The following is a 15,958-nucleotide window of genomic DNA, read 5'->3' on the forward strand; positions in this document are numbered from 1 at the left end:
TCCCCGATTTTTTTAATTTGATTTTGCTGTTGTTGCTTGCAGTGATTGGATATAAGCGCGCCAGCCGCCAAATTCACTGATATTTTTTGCACCGTTTAGGCCATAAGGTTCACAAATAAAGCCTTTCACCCAACGTCCATCGGCAAGCTCGACATTGCCCATACCTAGTGGTGTTGGAATTTCGGCGACAAATTCACCAAAGCGTGCTTTTGGAATATCCCAAAGCTCGACAATAATTTTTTGACCCGCTTCCTGACGCGCTAAACCTGGTTTCGGCGGTACTGTGCCCGGCAGTGCATAAAGAGTGTAATCAGCAGAAGTGGTTGTGGTTTCAACATGCACGGCTTGGCGTGTTGTCAGTTGGAAATTGAGTGGCATACCTGTGAGATGTGCGCCTACAACAGCAACACGAAAATGCTGTGCTGATGGTGCAGAAATGACTGAAGCTGCGTCAGGCAATGTTTTAGCTACTGCACCCAGCGATAATTGCAGGTGCTTTTGCCATTTTTCTGCAAAGTCTGCTAGAGCCGTATCGTGCCAAGCCGGCGCAATGAATGTGATTCCAAAAGGCAGCCCGTCGGCACGAAAGCCTGTAGGTACAGCGATGGCACTGAGGTCAGCTAAATTAGTAAAGTTGGTATAGGTGCCAAAGTGGCTATTATTTTCAATTGGCGCTTCTGCCATTTCAGCCAGTGTGTGAATGGTTGGCGAACTTGGCACCACTAAAGCATCAAATTGCGCTAAGGTTTGCTGAATTTGGCGTGCCAAATCTTGCTTTAAATATTCGGCGTTATAAGCATCCACCGCAGTGTACTGCTGCCCTTTTTGAATAATTTCTAAAACTGTTGGATCAAAGTCATCTGCATGGCTGTCTAAAATTTCAGCTACGGCTGCCGTACGCTCTGCTACCCATGACCCTTGATACAGTTGTGCAGCCAATTTTGCAAAAGGACTGAAATCAATTTCAGTTAGTACTGCACCTAAGTTTTTTAATTCAGTTAGTGCTTGCTGAAATGCATCAGCAGATTGAGCATCGCCAAAAAATTCTAACTGTTTTGGAATGGCTAACTTTAATTGTGCGCTGAACTTTGCAGGCGCTGTTGCTGGGTTCACACGTGAATAGCTGTCGGTTACATCAAAACCTTCCATAACTTCTGCCACTGCAGTTGCATCAGCGACGGTTAAGGCAAAAATTGAAATACAATCTAAGCTCTTACAGGCAGGCAATAAGCCTGTATTTGAAAAGCGACCTTTGGTCGGCTTTAAACCGACAATATTATTGAAAGCTGCAGGGATTCGTCCTGAACCTGCAGTATCTGTACCGAGTGCAATCGGGACTAAACCACGTGCTACTACACTGCCTGAACCAGAGCTTGAACCACCGCTTACATAGTCAGGATTAACAGTATTCGGCACGGCACCAAATGGCGAACGCGTACCGACTAAACCAGTAGCGAATTGATCTAAATTGGTTTTACCTACAATGATGGCACCTGCTTGTTTTAAGCGCTGCACCACAGAGGCATCTTCAGTTTTAATGTCCGTAAATAATTTAAACGCAGCCGTCGATGCAAAGCCCACCACATCAATATTATCTTTCACTGCAATAGGCACACCAAATAAAGGTAAGGCCGTAGCATTTTCAATTTGTTTTAAAGCTTCAATCTGCGCAGTTAATTGCTCTATAGATGCAATGGAAATCCATGCTGGGTCTACGCGATCAAATTGCTCGACCAAGGCATATAAGTCTTCAAGTTGAATTGTGTTATTCGTGTAGGCCGCTTTCCATTCCGCTAAGGTCCAGCCTAAAGTTTTTATTGAGTTCATTGATGTGCTCATTCTTGTATCCAAGTTTGAATACTGTGTTGCACACATCATGCCAACTCTAATTATTATTTATTTTTCAATATCTTAATATATTTTATCAATCATTTGCCTATTTTATTTAGCCAGTACAAAAGGATAAATGTTCTATTAAGTTTCCAAGCTCCACTATTTTGGTGCATGACTTTTATAATCGTGTTTTCAATAGATTCTTTTCATTTAGATGCAGATATAAATACAGTGAACTTTCTATTTTCACTCTTTATAAGCTTTCAATTTAGATGTTTTGTATGACTTTGAACTTAGAATAAAAAGAACTGAGAAATATTTTGAATTTTATATATAGAAAAAGATACATCAATGATGGCTAAAGCAATATTGGGCTTTGAGATTGATCGGGTTGAATAGAAAAGTAGTAATAATAAAAGCTATTGATTCGCAAAATTTAGTTCAACAATCAAAACTAAAAAATGGTGCGCTCAGCGGGACTCGAACCCACGCCACAGGCTTCGGAGACCTGTACTCTATCCAGTTGAGCTATGAGCGCTTATTTTGGATTGCGCACATCATAACAAAAAAAACTGTAAGGTAAAGCAACTATATAGATGTTAGGCTTTTTTCTGCTTAAGCTTTATACAACGTTCTATTTATAAAATGCAGAATTCCATACGATTTACTTGGTTTATTTGCCCCGATATCGCACAATACTCACACTATTTATAGAGTGAATTATTTATGACTGATGCACTAACGTTAAAGCAGCTGTCAAAAACCTATAAAAATGGGTTTCAGGCGCTTAAAGGTATTGATTTAACAGTACCCGAAGGTGAATTTTATGCACTTTTAGGTCCCAATGGTGCAGGAAAATCTACCACGATTAGTATTATCAGTTCACTTACCCGTAAAACTTCAGGTACTGTCGAAATTTTTGGGCACAATTTAGATACCCATCCCTCGCATGCAAAGCAGTGTTTGGGCGTTGTACCTCAAGAATTTAACTTTGGTCAATTTGAAAAAACATTTGATATTTTGGTGACTCAAGCTGGTTATTACGGTATTTCTAAAAAGATAGCAGAGAAACGTGCAGAGGAATATTTAGAAAAGCTTGGCCTTTGGGAAAAACGTAGCACCCAAGCACGCATGCTATCGGGCGGTATGAAACGCCGTTTAATGATCGCTCGTGCCATGATGCATGAACCTAAACTGCTGATTTTAGATGAGCCGACTGCTGGTGTTGATATTGAACTACGCCGTTCGATGTGGGATTTCCTCACTGAAATGAACGAAAAAGGCACGTCCATTATTTTAACGACACACTATTTAGAAGAAGCTGAAATGTTGTGCCGTCGAATCGCAATTATTGATCGTGGTGTGATTAAAGAAGACACCAGCATGAAAGGTTTCCTCAGTCAGTTGAATGAAGAAACATTTATTTTCGATCTAGCCGAACCCATTGAACCGATCCATATTGAAATTATTGGTGTCCGTTTCAACTTAGTTGACCCCGTCACTTTAGAGGTCACTATGGATAAAGCCCATACCTTAAATGATCTATTCCAACTCATGGAATCTCAAGGTATTCAGGTTCGTAGTATGCGTAATAAATCTAACCGACTAGAAGAACTGTTTGTCCGTATGGTCGAAAAAAATCTTGAAGGTGCAGCACAATGAATTTTAACCAACTGTGTATTGCCCTCTACACCTTAGTGTATAAAGAAATTCGCCGTTTCATGCGTATTTGGCCGCAAACCCTTCTTCCACCGGCGATCACCATGAGTTTGTACTTTGTGATTTTCGGTAATTTAGTCGGTTCACGCATTGGGCAAATGGGTGGTTTTAGCTACATGCAGTTCATCGTACCCGGCTTAATTATGATGGCAGTCATTACCAACAGCTATGCCAATGTGTCATCAAGTTTCTTTAGTGCAAAATTTCAAAAAAGCATCGAAGAATTAATCATGAGCCCGGTGCCGTTACACATGGTGCTTTGGGGTTATGTGATCGGTGGTGTTTGCCGTGGTGTTTTAGTCGGCTTTATTGTCACTGCGATGAGCCTATTTTTTACTGAATTACACCTGACCAATATCTTCGTAACTATATATACAGTTCTCATTACTTCGCTGCTGTTTTCTCTTGGCGGATTTATTAATGCTGTTTATGCAAAATCTTTTGACGACATTTCGATTATCCCGACTTTCGTCCTGACTCCGCTGACTTATTTAGGCGGTGTTTTCTATGCCATCTCATCACTGAGTCCTTTTTGGCAAAATCTCTCTTTAATCAACCCTGTCGTGTATATGGTCAATGCATTCCGCTACGGTATTTTAGGTCATAGCGATGTGAATGTCGGCATTTCACTGACAGTTATTACTGCATGTTGCGTTGTACTTTATGGCGTGGCGTATCATTTACTTTCTCGTGGTTCAGGAATGCGTGAATAATGAGTGTAGAACAATCCCTTTTAGGTAAAGACACCAACTACCCTACAGAATATCAACCCGATATTCTGTTTCCGATTGCACGTGCCACTGCACGTGAACAATATGCCCATGTGGAAGGCATCCGCCAAGGTACAGACTGGTGGCATGTTTTTGAAATTTCTTGGTTAAATGCTTCTGGTGTGCCTCAAGTCGCTATTGGCCGTTTAACTTTGCCTGCAAGTTCAGACAACCTCATCGAATCGAAATCTTTAAAGCTCTACTTTAATAGTATGAACTTTACCAAATTTGATTCTCAGGCAGCGTTTAAAGCAACCGTTGAAAAAGACTTATCTGCTGCAGCCAATGCCGCTGTGACTATTGATCTATTTCATGTTGATGAAGTTGAAATTTCAAAACCGCAAGGCATCTGTATTGATGACTTAGAACCCACCCAGTTAGAAAATCATCCAAATGCAGATTTACTCTCGTTAGATGAAGATGCAGCGCAAGATGAAGTTGAAATTCAACTTTATTCACATTTATTAAGAAGTAACTGTCCAGTCACGGGTCAACCTGATTGGGGAACGGTATTTATAAGGTATAAAGGCACTAAGCCTTGTTATCGTAGTATTCTGGCTTATATTATTTCTTACCGTCAGCATAATGGTTTCCACGAACAATGTGTGGAGCAAATGTTTGCCGATATTTGGCAACATTTAAAACCAAGTCAGCTGATGGTATATGCTGCCTATACACGCCGTGGTGGATTGGATATCAACCCTTGTCGTGTATCGGATTTAACATGGATGCCTCGCCCCATTCGATTGGCGCGACAATAAAAAAATTGAGGTTAGTGATGCCATTTTTTGGTTTTATTCCTTCTGAGGAACTTCTAAGCAGTATCCAAACTGGTCACGCGAAAAAAAATTCGAGTGAACCACTTTATCCTTTACGTGATAAAACAGCTTTGCTGATTAATGAAGAAATCATTGGTGCAACTATATTAGCTCCTGTTCATCTGTTTCCTGCAAGCGACAAGCGCGACACAGCAGAAAAACTGGCTGGCTATGTCAAATCAACAGTCGCTGTATTGTTAAAGCAGCTACTGGGTAAATCTCCGAATGATGTGGTGAAACAATCCATTGAATTTTCAGAACGAAGTTTATTTCAGGACACAGTCGGCGCTCATCGTGTAGGTCTGAGCTTAGATGCTGGACTGGTCACTAACCTTAAAAACAGTTATGCCGAAATTAAATCAGGTGTAGATGTCAATAAAGCTGCTTTTGGTGAGCTGTATAAACAGTTTGCTGAAGCTGCAGTACGTCATTTTATGAATGACTTTAATAAAACACTCGATTTAGGCATGATTAAACGTAAAGCAGCCGATATCGGTTCTTCTGCCGTGATTAAAGCAATTCATATCGCGATTGATAAGATTTTCCCAAATCTAACCAAAGAAGAGCTAGGTGCCCTTGCAGAAGCACATGATGCGATGTTTAACAAGTAAATCGCGCTATTCGTCAAAACCTAGCTTCGGCTAGGTTTTTTTTTATGGCTAAACTCATAAAATCGAATCTCAAAATAATGACTATATATAGTCATACAAATTCAGTTCTAGGATTTGAAACGATCCCTATTACAAGGCAGTATATTTATATGTACAATTTTGAAAAATACACACAGAAAAGAAAGAACCTGATTACAGATCAAATTTTAATGTTTGCCGTCATTTTGGCTTAAATTTCAATGCGTCCATTTTAAAATCCAATCTCTTTCTTTTTTATCATTCAGTCTATATTTCTACTTTATATAGCAACCTTTTCAAGTGCTTTGAAGCGTTAACGAAAACACCAATGAGGTGAATAAACCACCACCTTCACATGGGTCTTTTTAGACCTGTACTTTTCTAATCCTGCCTCTTAGTTTTTAGATCACACACTGCAACATTCGTAGCTACATAAACAGCATTTAGTAACGCTATAAAAGTTTATTCGTTCTGCGTTTTTATGACGCATGAGTTTTAGAGTCATCTTATTTCAAATGATTTGTGAATTTTTGCAAGTTATGTAAATGAATATGTCACTTTTCAATATGTTAACTGCGAAAAAACCCCTTGCTTTGTCTTTTTTTGTATATCTATTTATGAAAGCATGCACTGTCAGTGGTATCTTAGTTGCTATTGGTAACCTTTACCTTTAATGAGCTATGAAACCAGAAGGTCATCACAATTTTCAGGATCTTTGCCCCTCGAAATTTTGTTCATACTCATCGCTAAAGCAACTGGAAATTTTTTATTTATGCTAAATCGAAATTTTTATAAAAAACTAACACATATTGCCATTATGGCCGGTTCACTTTCACTGACTAGTTTTTGTCAGGCCAACGACTTCCAATCTCATCCGGCATATGCGAGCTTTAAACAAAATGCAATGCAAACCTATGGTCTGAGTGAAAATCAAATTGATTGGGCAATGCAAGGTAGTAAAAACCTACCCAACATTATTAGCATTATGAATAGACCAGGCGAATCAAAGCCTTGGTACCAATACAAAACCAACTTTTTAGCTGAAAGTACAATTCAACGCGGTGTTCGCTTCAAAAATCAGTATGCCGACACTTTAAATCGTGCAGAACAACAATTTGGTGTGCCTCAATCCGTGATTTTAGGCATTTTGGGTGTTGAAACAGGCTACGGCAGCAATAAAGGTAATTTTATCACCCGTGATGCTTTGGCGACCCTTGGTTTTGGCTATGAACGCCGTGCGCAATATTTCCAAGATGAACTTGCTGCACTGATTGCTTGGTCATATAAAGATGGTGTTCCAACCAACTCTGTCGTCGGTTCATATGCTGGTGCTGTGGGTTATCCTCAATTTATGCCAAGTAACATTCCAAAATTTGGTGTGGACTACGATGGCAATGGTCATGTTGACCTGCGTAATTCGGCTGTCGATGCCATTGGTTCAATTGCAAATTATCTAGCAAATTATGGTTGGCAGCGTAATCAACCGATTGCTTTTGCTGCTCGCTATAGTGGAAACAACCCAGATGCTATTATTGCAAAGGATTTAAACCAGCCAACACCCTATGGTGTACTCAAGGCTCAAGGTGTAACCCCTATGAATCCATTGGTAAAAATCGATGATCTCGATTTGGTCAATGTCATCCAATTGCAAGATAGTTATGGACCAATTTATTACATCACTTATCCAAATTTTCAGGTCATTACAACCTATAACAAAAGCCGTATGTATGCGACTGCGCTATGGCTTTTAGGCACTGAAGTTACCAGTCGATAAGACTGGTTTTTTAATATAGAGCAAAAAAGTCAACAAATATTTTCATCAAAATGAGTATTTATTCGGCATTTTAAACACCTTGTTACATTATTGATTATTTTTCAACCAACTATTGTTAATTTTTTAGACATTTTCAAAGTATTTTAATTAAACACTAGACAGCCTATCGATGGCATGAATATTATCCATCTCGTTAAATGTAGTTGCAAAAGTGAAATATCAGACGTGTTTACATGGATATCAGCGACTTAGTTGAACCAGTAAATATGCCATTGGGAGATAAACAATGCAGTCATCAATTATTAAATATGCCTTAGCGGTTGCCACGGCAGTTGCGCTAAGTCAGTCACAAGCTGAGATGGTTCAGTCGTCATCATTCAATCATGATAATGACAACTCGCGTCTTGCAGCTCGTGTATTGAATAAAGAAGCTCAAAGCTTCAATTCAAACTTTACGAATTTAAGTAGCCTTTCAATCACTGAGCGTTCTGGCGATAAAATTCGTCGTCAAACCATCGCTGCTAAAATCGAAATCCCTGAAGATGAGCCTTCAGTGATTGAAAAGTTAAACACTGTCGCTTCGAATACTGTTCGTAAGTTCACTCAAACAGGTACTGCTTCTTGGTATGGTCGTCAATTCCACGGTCGTAAAACAGCAAGCGGTGAAACGTTTGACATGAACGCACTTACAGCAGCACATCGTAGCCTGCCACTTAATTGTTTTATTCGTGTTACGAATCGCAATAATGGTAAAAGCGTCGTGGTAAAAGTAAATGACCGTGGTCCATTCCATGGCAACCGTGTTCTCGATTTATCTTATGGCGCTGCTAAGCAATTGGGTATTACCAGTGCCGGTACTGCAAATGTGAGCATTGAACGCGTAGACGGTCCAAATTCTTAATTCTCCAATGAAGTGACTGCATTTAACAGACCACGCCTAGCGTGGTTTTTTATTTGTAGCCTCTTAGCCTTTCTAATCTTCAGTAACCCTGATTTTGACCCTTCCCCCATTCTTGTTTATATTAGAGTCTTTCCCCATGATTAAGGACTATCATGAAAACAATCAACGAATGGTTTGATGAATACAGCGAAAGTCATCAAAATAAAACCAATAAAATGATTCACTGGATTTGCGTACCCACGATTTATTTTTCAATCGTTGGCATATTGGCACATTTTAGCGCGCTACTTACTGCTGTCTTACTTGCCTTAGCATTTATCTTTTACGCACGTTTAGACATTGTGCTTGCTGTTGCAATGGCCGCGTTAACGTTAATCATGGCATGGCTAATTTGGGTGTTACCAGTTGGATATGGCTTTTATATCACGCTCTTTGTATTCGCATGGATTGGTCAATTTTATGGCCATAAAATTGAAGGTAAAAAGCCCTCTTTTTTCAAAGATCTCCAATTCCTCCTCATTGGCCCTATTTGGTGTTTAGATACATTTGCAGGAAAAGTACTTGGTAATTGGAAAGCACGCCATAAATCGCAAATAAAGAGCATTTAAAGCATGATTAATTTCATAGATCTCTTTTTCACTTCTTCCACATCGGTTTTCTTCATATTCGATGCTTAAAACCCTATTGTTTATAGGTGTATTTATCTCTGGTATTTCCAATCATTTTTTCTATTTATACATCCAAAAAGCCAGTGTTTAAACACTGGCTTTTACTCAATATGGTTAATCCAATTTTATGTTGATAGCTTCATCTGAATCATGATCATTTAAATGACTAAAGTTAAAAATGACTACGTGATTTTTATTGATAGGTTTTACCTTGATGCTTTAACCAACCATCCTGATGACGTCCATTCGGATCGTGATGTGTCCAGTGCATCACACCTCCCTTATCTGAATATTCGTATTCACCGTAAAATTGAACTGTATCGCCTTTTTGCAAGTCGTCAATTCGTGGAGCAAGATCGATATTATGCGCGACCAAAAGCGTTTGACCATTATTTAAGGTCAAAATGAACTTTTGATGGCGACTACCTTCATTATCATCTCGTAGTACCGCTTTCACTTGACCTGCACCTTCAACCTGAACATTACTGAGTTTACTTTTAAATGCATGCGCAATGATATCTTCAGCACTCTGCCCTTTTTGTTGAGCATCTGCGGGTTGTACTGGTTCTATTTGTGGCTGTGAGTTTTGTTCAGCTGTCGTCTGAACTGGTGCAGTTTTTTGTTGTTGTAAATCGATTCCGAAATAAGCTGCTGCAAGCGCAACAATAATTCCGCCGATGGTTAAGTTTGTTTTGTTTGCCATAAGATAGTTTAAATCTAAATTTTCAACTCATTATAGTCATTAAAATTGATAAAAATAGAATCTGTGAACAACAATGTACACAATATAAAGTTTAAATAGCTTTGAAATCAGTAAAGCTACAGCCATAAAAAAAGCCCTCTAAAACGAGGGCTTTTTTCTACAAATAATCAGAGATTATTTTGCAGCAGCTTGAGCAGCAGCAACTTCTTCAGCGAAAGAAAGTTCAGCTTTTTTCTCAATACCTTCACCAACTTCGAAACGTACGAAGTTAGCAACAGTAGTACCAGTTGCTTTAAGAACTTCTGCAACTTTCTTATCGTTGTCGATAACGTACATTTGGTTCTCAAGAACAACTTCGTTCAAGTATTTCTGAACTGAACCAGTTACCATTTTTTCAACGATGTTTGCTGGTTTACCAGATTCAATTGCTTTCGCTTCAGCAATTTCTTTTTCTTTAGCGATAAGTTCAGCAGAAACGCCAGCTTCGTTTACAGCAACTGGGTTGAATGCAGCGATGTGCATAGCCAAACCTTTACCAGTTTCAGCATCACCAGCGTATGCAACTACAACACCGATTTTTAAACCGTGTTTGTAAACTGCAAGGTTGTCGCCTTCAACGATTTGAGCACGACGCACTTGGATGTTTTCACCGATTTTTTGAACAAGCGCGATACGAGCTTCTTCTACAGTAGCACCATCTTCAAGTTTCAATTCAGCAATTTGAGCAACGTCAGTTACACCAGCAGCAAGCGCAGCAGCAGCAACTTTAGCAGAGAAACCAGCAAAGTTTTCGTCTTTAGCAACGAAGTCAGTTTGACAGTTAACTTCTACAAGGATTGCTTTGTTGCCTTCTTGAGCGATAGTGATCGCGCCGTCAGCAGCAATGTTACCCGCTTTTTTAGCAGCTTTAGCTTGACCAGATTTACGAAGGTTGTCGATCGCTAATTCGATGTCACCGCCCGCTTCTGTTAATGCTTTTTTACATTCCATCATTGCAAGACCAGTACGATCGCGCAATTCTTTAACCATGCTTGCTGTAACTGCAGTCATGTTAATCTCCTAAATACGGTAGAAAATGAATTCTTTTTAGAACAGAAACGGCCCAGAGCTGTCTCTTGGGCCGTCTGCATACATGACGCTTACTTTGCCACCATCACGTGTCGCAAAAATGACAAGCTTACGTCAAACGCATTAAGCCTCAGAAGCAGGAGCTTCTTCGCCTTTAGCTTGTGCATTTGCTTGTGATTGAGCATATTCTTTACCAGCAAGAATCGCATCAGCCATAGCAGAAGCGTAAAGAGTAACTGCACGGATCGCATCGTCGTTACCAGGGATAACGTAGTCTACGTTGTCTGGGTTAGAGTTTGTATCAACGATACCGATAACAGGAATACCAAGGTTTTTAGCTTCTTTAATTGCAATTGCTTCGTGATCAACATCGATTACGAATAATGCGTCAGGTAAACCACCCATGTTTTTAACGCCGCCAAGAGCGCGTTCAAGTTTTTCCATCTCACGAGTACGTTCTAATGCTTCACGTTTAGTAAGTTTAGCGAAAGTACCGTCAGTAGATTGAGTTTGAAGGTCTTTTAGACGGTTGATTGACTGGCGAAGAGTTTTCCAGTTAGTCAACATACCACCCAACCAGCGGTGATCAACATATGGTTGACCTGCACGTTGAGCTTGTTCACGGATGATTGCAGAAGCTGCACGTTTTGTACCAACGAACAAAACTTTGTTCTTTTTGCTAGCCAAGTTGTTAGCAAAGTTCAAAGCATCATTTAACGCAGGAACAGTGTGCTCAAGGTTGATGATGTGAATTTTGTTGCGCGCGCCGAAGATGTATTCGCGCATTTTTGGATTCCAAAAACGTGTTTGGTGACCGAAGTGTGCGCCTGCTTGAAGAAGGTCGCGCATGCTTACGTTGTAATCTGCCATTTTCTTTACCTTAAAGTTTGGGTTAGGCCTCCATATACCCGCATTCTCCACCTAAAAAGGCACCCAGAGAAATGTGTCGATATATGTGCGGATTTTATTGCCCCATCGCACAAAGCTCGTGAAAGATATTCACGAAAAAGCATTTGATAAAATGGGCGGCTATTTATACCATAGTCACATACAAATTTCCAAAAGTTTTTAGAGATCATGAACAGTACTTACGAAGCTCCACGTCGATTAATTAAAACGCCTGACGAAATTGAAAAAATGCGCGTCGCGGGTCGACTGGCGGCAGAAGTTTTGGATATGATCAAACCGCATATTGTTCCAGGTGTGACTACCCTAGAACTTGATACGATTTGTCATGACTACATTGTCAATAAACAAGAAGCTATTCCTGCTTGTTTAGGTTATGGTGCTGCGCCGGGTCGTCCAGCGTTCCAGCACGTGATCTGTACTTCAGTGAACCATGTGGTGTGTCACGGTATTCCATCTGAAAGCAAAAAGTTAAAAAAAGGTGACATCTTAAACATCGATGTCACTGTGATTAAAGATGGTTACCACGGTGATACCAACATGATGTATATCGTAGGCGGTGAAACATCTATTTTAGCGAACCGTTTATGTAAAGTTGCTCAAGAAGCCATGTACCGTGGTATGGCTGTGGTAAAACCAGGCGCAACCATGGGTGATATTGGTAATGCCATTCAACAATATGTTGAATCAGAACGTTTTGGTGTTGTACGTGAATATTGTGGTCATGGTATTGGTACTGTTTTCCATGACGAACCACAAGTTTTACACTACGGTCAACCCAATACAGGCATGATCTTAGAAGAAGGCATGACCTTTACCATCGAACCAATGGTGAACGGTGGCGACTGGAAAACCAAACTTCTTGGTGATAAATGGACTGTCGTGACTAAAGATCATAGCTTGTCTGCACAGTACGAACACACGCTACTTGTAACAAAAAATGGTGTAGAAGTGCTAACTGCTCGCCCCGAAGAAGATCTATCGCGTTTTGTTCAATAAGCAAAGTATTTGAAGTACAAAATTTCATTAAAAATGGTCACACATGTTGTGGCTTTTTTATACCCTATTTTTGTCCGTGACTTTAAGAATTTGCCATAAAATTTGATTAAAAATTTAAGTAACTCAATGTAAATTTTCTCAATTATAGGGTTAGGATGGAATATCACACTTTTTTGCACATTGTTGATTTTGCCACTCCCCATTACTGTGCATTTAAGCTAAGATAGTGTGCTTTTTATTTTTTAATCCCTATAAGAAGGAATACTGCCGTGGACGTACGTCTGTCTGATCGTGTAAATAGCATCAAACCGTCCCCTACACTTGCTGTTACTAACAAAGCTGCTGAATTGAAAGCTGCTGGTAAAAACGTAATTGGTTTAGGCGCAGGTGAACCGGATTTCGATACCCCACAACACATCAAAGATGCTGCAATTGCTGCTATCAACAATGGCTTCACTAAATATACAGCTGTTGACGGTACTCCAGGTCTAAAAAAAGCAATTATTGCTAAATTAAAACGCGACAATAACCTTGATTACGCTGCAAACCAAATCTTGGTTTCTTGTGGTGGTAAACAATCTTTCTTTAACTTGGCACTTGCTTTGTTAAACAAAGGCGACGAAGTAATTATCCCTGCTCCTTACTGGGTAAGCTACCCAGACATGGTGATCATTGCTGAAGGTACTCCTGTAATCGTGAAATGTGGTGAAGATCAACGTTTCAAAATTACGCCTGCTCAATTAGAAGCTGCAATCACTGACAAAACTCGTTTAGTGGTTCTAAACAGCCCTTCTAACCCAACAGGTATGATCTACACTAAAGAAGAATTACTTGCTTTAGCTGACGTTCTACGTAAATACCCAGAAGTTTTAGTTGCTTCTGATGATATGTACGAACCAATCCGTTGGGACGACGAATTCTACAACATCGCAACAGTTGCACCAGACCTTTACGATCGCGTAATCGTTCTTAACGGTGTATCTAAAGCTTATGCAATGACTGGCTGGCGTATTGGCTACGCAGCGGGCCCTGCTAAACTTATTGGTGCGATGAAAAAAATCCAATCTCAATCAACTTCAAACCCAACTTCTATTTCACAAGTTGCTGCTGAAGCTGCATTGAATGGTCCTCAAGACGTTCTTGAGCCAATGATTGAAGCATTCAAACGCCGTCACGACCTAGTTGTGAAAGGCTTGAACGACATCAACGGTATCACTTGCCTTCCTGCTGATGGTGCATTCTATGCATATGCAAACATCCGTCCATTGATTCGTGCAAAAGGTTTAAAATCTTGCACAGAATTCTCTGCATGGTTATTGGAAGAAACTGGTGTTGCCGTAGTTCCTGGTGATGCGTTCGGTCTAGGTGGTTACATGCGTATTTCTTATGCAACTGCAGACGAAGTTCTTGTAGATGCGCTTGCACGTATCAAGAAAGCTGCTGATTCAATCGAAGGCGTAGACGCTGCGATTGCTTCAATTGCTGCTGAAAAATAATTTGATCTAGAGATCAAATCAAAAAAAAGCCCGCGAATTTCGCGGGTTTTTTATACTCATCAAAAGAATAAATTAATACTCTTCACTTCAACACGCTTTTGATCAATTTTTTTCGCGGTTCAAACTAAATAACAAAGCTCATCCAGCCCATTTGACTTCCTTCAAATCGACTTAAATATTAAAAAACCAAACGATAAAACCTAAAACTAACCTTCATATTCAAATCCTTGGTTTGCATTCTTTTTACATTTTCAGCTATGTTATTTAAATAAGTTTCATTTTAGAACCCAGAACAACCACAAAACTAACCTATCCAGAGATCTACCAATGAACATCAAAGAAATGACTGGACTAGAAATTTTAAAGGCAATGATGCAAGGCCAAATTCCTCCAGCAAGTATTAGCGAAACTATTCCTATGCAGCCTTATGAAGTATCTGAGGGCAGTATTAGCTTTAAGGCTAAAGCAGATGCACGACACATAAATCCGCTAGGCGGCGTGCATGGTGGCTTTGCTGCTACGGTACTCGACTCGGTGACAGGTTGTGCCATTCACACGCTATTAGAGGCAGGTGTAGGTTATGGCACCATCGACTTAAATATAAAAATGTGTCGCCCAATCCCAAAGGATGTTGAACTTACAGCGATAGGAACAGTCATTAATATCAGTAAAAATTTAGGGATTTCTGAAGGGAAAATTATTGATGACAATGGCAAACTTTATGCACATGCAACTGCAACCTGCATGATTATACGTCCTTAATATTTTATTTTTCTGCTCGCAATTCAATGCGAGCAGATGATGATTCAAACTTAAATTGCTGAATGTAAGGCACGAATTAATTGGCCTTCACTTAGATCAATGCGATTACTGCCCTTTTGAAAGCAATAATATTTTAAAGCACTATCTAACTCAACACGAAGTTCCCGTTGTTCTGAAATAGACCATACTTTAGAACGATTTGAGCCTGATAACGCATTACCTGCCAATTGGTATAAATACAAATCTTGCTTGCGTTGCAAAGGCACACGACGACCATCATCTTGATGTTCAAAACGTAAATGACATGGCGCGTTGATCAACCATTTTTCACTAAACCACAGTTGTAATAAATCACCCAATGCTAAGTCACGTTGACCCAAAGGCCAAACGTCAACGTACGCCCCTTCGACAGGTGTTTGATATTGCTCTTGGTTACTGATAATGGAAAGATAGTTTTCTTGATAAAAAGAAAAGTTTGAAAAAATCTGAGAAATAGTCAGCGTATTCATTCGCTTTCTCCTGTTTAGCCATTTTAGTGCTGGCAAGTTGGGTTTAAATCCACACTGTTTAAACATATGTTTAAACGCTCTGTTGTTGCATTCAGACTATCAATTGAATTTTTTCTTTGCAAGCCTAAGATTCATTTTTTCTAAAAAATCCTTCTTTTTGTTCAAATAAAAAACATCTATCACGCATTTCTCCTCATATTGGTATTTTTAGCTTGACCCTCTTCAAAATCTGCTTATAATCGCATTCAGATTCTCCAATAGCTCAGTCGGTAGAGCGACGGACTGTTAATCCGCAGGTCCCTGGTTCGAGCCCAGGTTGGAGAGCCAAATTCTAAAGCCCATTTATTTAAATGGGCTTTTTTAATGCCTTTGATTTACATATAATCTATAAGTCATTGTCATT

General features: G+C 39.7%; 15 protein-coding genes and 2 tRNA genes. 11 read left to right on the forward strand and 6 right to left on the reverse strand.

The features are described 5' to 3' along the window. Positions 1-12 precede the first annotated feature (12 nt). Both atzF and FTV37_RS07290 read right to left on the reverse strand, forming a co-directional pair. Positions 13-1,827, reverse strand: coding sequence for an allophanate hydrolase (gene atzF / locus FTV37_RS07285; RefSeq protein ID WP_180063403.1), 1,815 nt, complete (start codon positions 1,825-1,827; stop codon positions 13-15). Between the two features lie 468 nt (positions 1,828-2,295). Next, positions 2,296-2,371 (reverse strand) — tRNA-Arg (locus FTV37_RS07290). Positions 2,372-2,559: 188 nt separating this feature from the next. Here FTV37_RS07290 and FTV37_RS07295 point away from each other — a divergent pair. From FTV37_RS07295 to FTV37_RS07325, 7 genes are all read left to right on the forward strand, one after another. Next, positions 2,560-3,495 carry an ABC transporter ATP-binding protein gene (locus tag FTV37_RS07295; protein WP_111883996.1) on the forward strand — a complete coding sequence of 312 codons (936 nt, stop codon included), beginning with the start codon at positions 2,560-2,562 and terminating at the stop codon, positions 3,493-3,495. Then, positions 3,492-4,265, forward strand: coding sequence for an ABC transporter permease (locus tag FTV37_RS07300; RefSeq protein ID WP_078190306.1), 774 nt, complete (start codon positions 3,492-3,494; stop codon positions 4,263-4,265). Before FTV37_RS07295 ends, FTV37_RS07300 begins: the two co-directional genes overlap by 4 nt. Then, entirely contained in the window at positions 4,265-5,083 is an 819-nt protein-coding gene (gene queF / locus FTV37_RS07305) for an NADPH-dependent 7-cyano-7-deazaguanine reductase QueF (protein ID WP_180063404.1), read from the forward strand. The genes FTV37_RS07300 and queF overlap by 1 nt, the downstream gene beginning before the upstream one ends. Before the next feature lie 17 nt (positions 5,084-5,100). After that, entirely contained in the window at positions 5,101-5,751 is a 651-nt protein-coding gene (locus FTV37_RS07310; RefSeq protein ID WP_078190308.1) for a hypothetical protein, read from the forward strand. Positions 5,752-6,541: 790 nt separating this feature from the next. Then, positions 6,542-7,543: a lytic murein transglycosylase B gene (gene mltB, locus FTV37_RS07315; RefSeq protein WP_180003226.1), complete on the forward strand. Its 1,002-nt coding sequence runs from the start codon at positions 6,542-6,544 to the stop codon at positions 7,541-7,543. A 286-nt stretch (positions 7,544-7,829) separates the two neighbouring features. Beyond that, positions 7,830-8,444 (forward strand): septal ring lytic transglycosylase RlpA family protein, encoded by a 615-nt coding sequence (locus FTV37_RS07320; RefSeq protein WP_078190310.1) that lies wholly within the window; start codon positions 7,830-7,832, stop codon positions 8,442-8,444. A gap of 152 nt (positions 8,445-8,596) precedes the next feature. Continuing rightward, entirely contained in the window at positions 8,597-9,052 is a 456-nt protein-coding gene (locus FTV37_RS07325; protein WP_180063405.1) for a DUF962 domain-containing protein, read from the forward strand. A 253-nt stretch (positions 9,053-9,305) separates the two neighbouring features. On the opposite strand, the gene FTV37_RS07330 is transcribed toward FTV37_RS07325, so the two are convergent. The 3 genes from FTV37_RS07330 to rpsB form a co-directional block, all read right to left on the reverse strand. After that, entirely contained in the window at positions 9,306-9,815 is a 510-nt protein-coding gene (locus FTV37_RS07330) for a DUF3465 domain-containing protein (protein ID WP_168378020.1), read from the reverse strand. 174 nt (positions 9,816-9,989) lie between these two features. Then, on the reverse strand, positions 9,990-10,865 hold the full coding sequence (tsf, locus tag FTV37_RS07335; RefSeq protein WP_078190313.1) for a translation elongation factor Ts: 876 nt from the start codon (positions 10,863-10,865) through the stop codon (positions 9,990-9,992). Positions 10,866-11,006: 141 nt separating this feature from the next. Beyond that, entirely contained in the window at positions 11,007-11,753 is a 747-nt protein-coding gene (rpsB, locus tag FTV37_RS07340) for a 30S ribosomal protein S2 (protein WP_078190314.1), read from the reverse strand. Between the two features lie 207 nt (positions 11,754-11,960). On the opposite strand from rpsB, the gene map reads away from it, so the two are divergent. From map to FTV37_RS07355, 3 genes are all read left to right on the forward strand, one after another. Next, positions 11,961-12,788 carry a type I methionyl aminopeptidase gene (gene map / locus FTV37_RS07345; RefSeq protein WP_168378021.1) on the forward strand — a complete coding sequence of 276 codons (828 nt, stop codon included), beginning with the start codon at positions 11,961-11,963 and terminating at the stop codon, positions 12,786-12,788. Between the two features lie 269 nt (positions 12,789-13,057). Then, on the forward strand, positions 13,058-14,284 hold the full coding sequence (locus FTV37_RS07350) for a pyridoxal phosphate-dependent aminotransferase (RefSeq protein ID WP_111883988.1): 1,227 nt from the start codon (positions 13,058-13,060) through the stop codon (positions 14,282-14,284). A 327-nt stretch (positions 14,285-14,611) separates the two neighbouring features. After that, positions 14,612-15,046, forward strand: a complete 435-nt coding sequence (locus FTV37_RS07355) for a PaaI family thioesterase (RefSeq protein ID WP_180059223.1) — start codon at positions 14,612-14,614, stop codon at positions 15,044-15,046. A gap of 50 nt (positions 15,047-15,096) precedes the next feature. Here FTV37_RS07355 and FTV37_RS07360 read toward each other — a convergent pair whose 3' ends face one another. Then, the gene (locus FTV37_RS07360) at positions 15,097-15,555 is read right to left on the reverse strand and encodes a hypothetical protein (protein ID WP_078190319.1); all 459 of its coding nucleotides are present in this window, start codon (positions 15,553-15,555) and stop codon (positions 15,097-15,099) included. A gap of 251 nt (positions 15,556-15,806) precedes the next feature. On the opposite strand from FTV37_RS07360, the gene FTV37_RS07365 reads away from it, so the two are divergent. Continuing rightward, positions 15,807-15,882 (forward strand) — tRNA-Asn (locus FTV37_RS07365). Positions 15,883-15,958 lie beyond the last annotated feature (76 nt).

This window comes from Acinetobacter sp. YH16042 (genome assembly GCF_013417245.1).
GTDB classification, from domain to species: Bacteria; Pseudomonadota; Gammaproteobacteria; order Pseudomonadales; family Moraxellaceae; genus Acinetobacter; species Acinetobacter amyesii.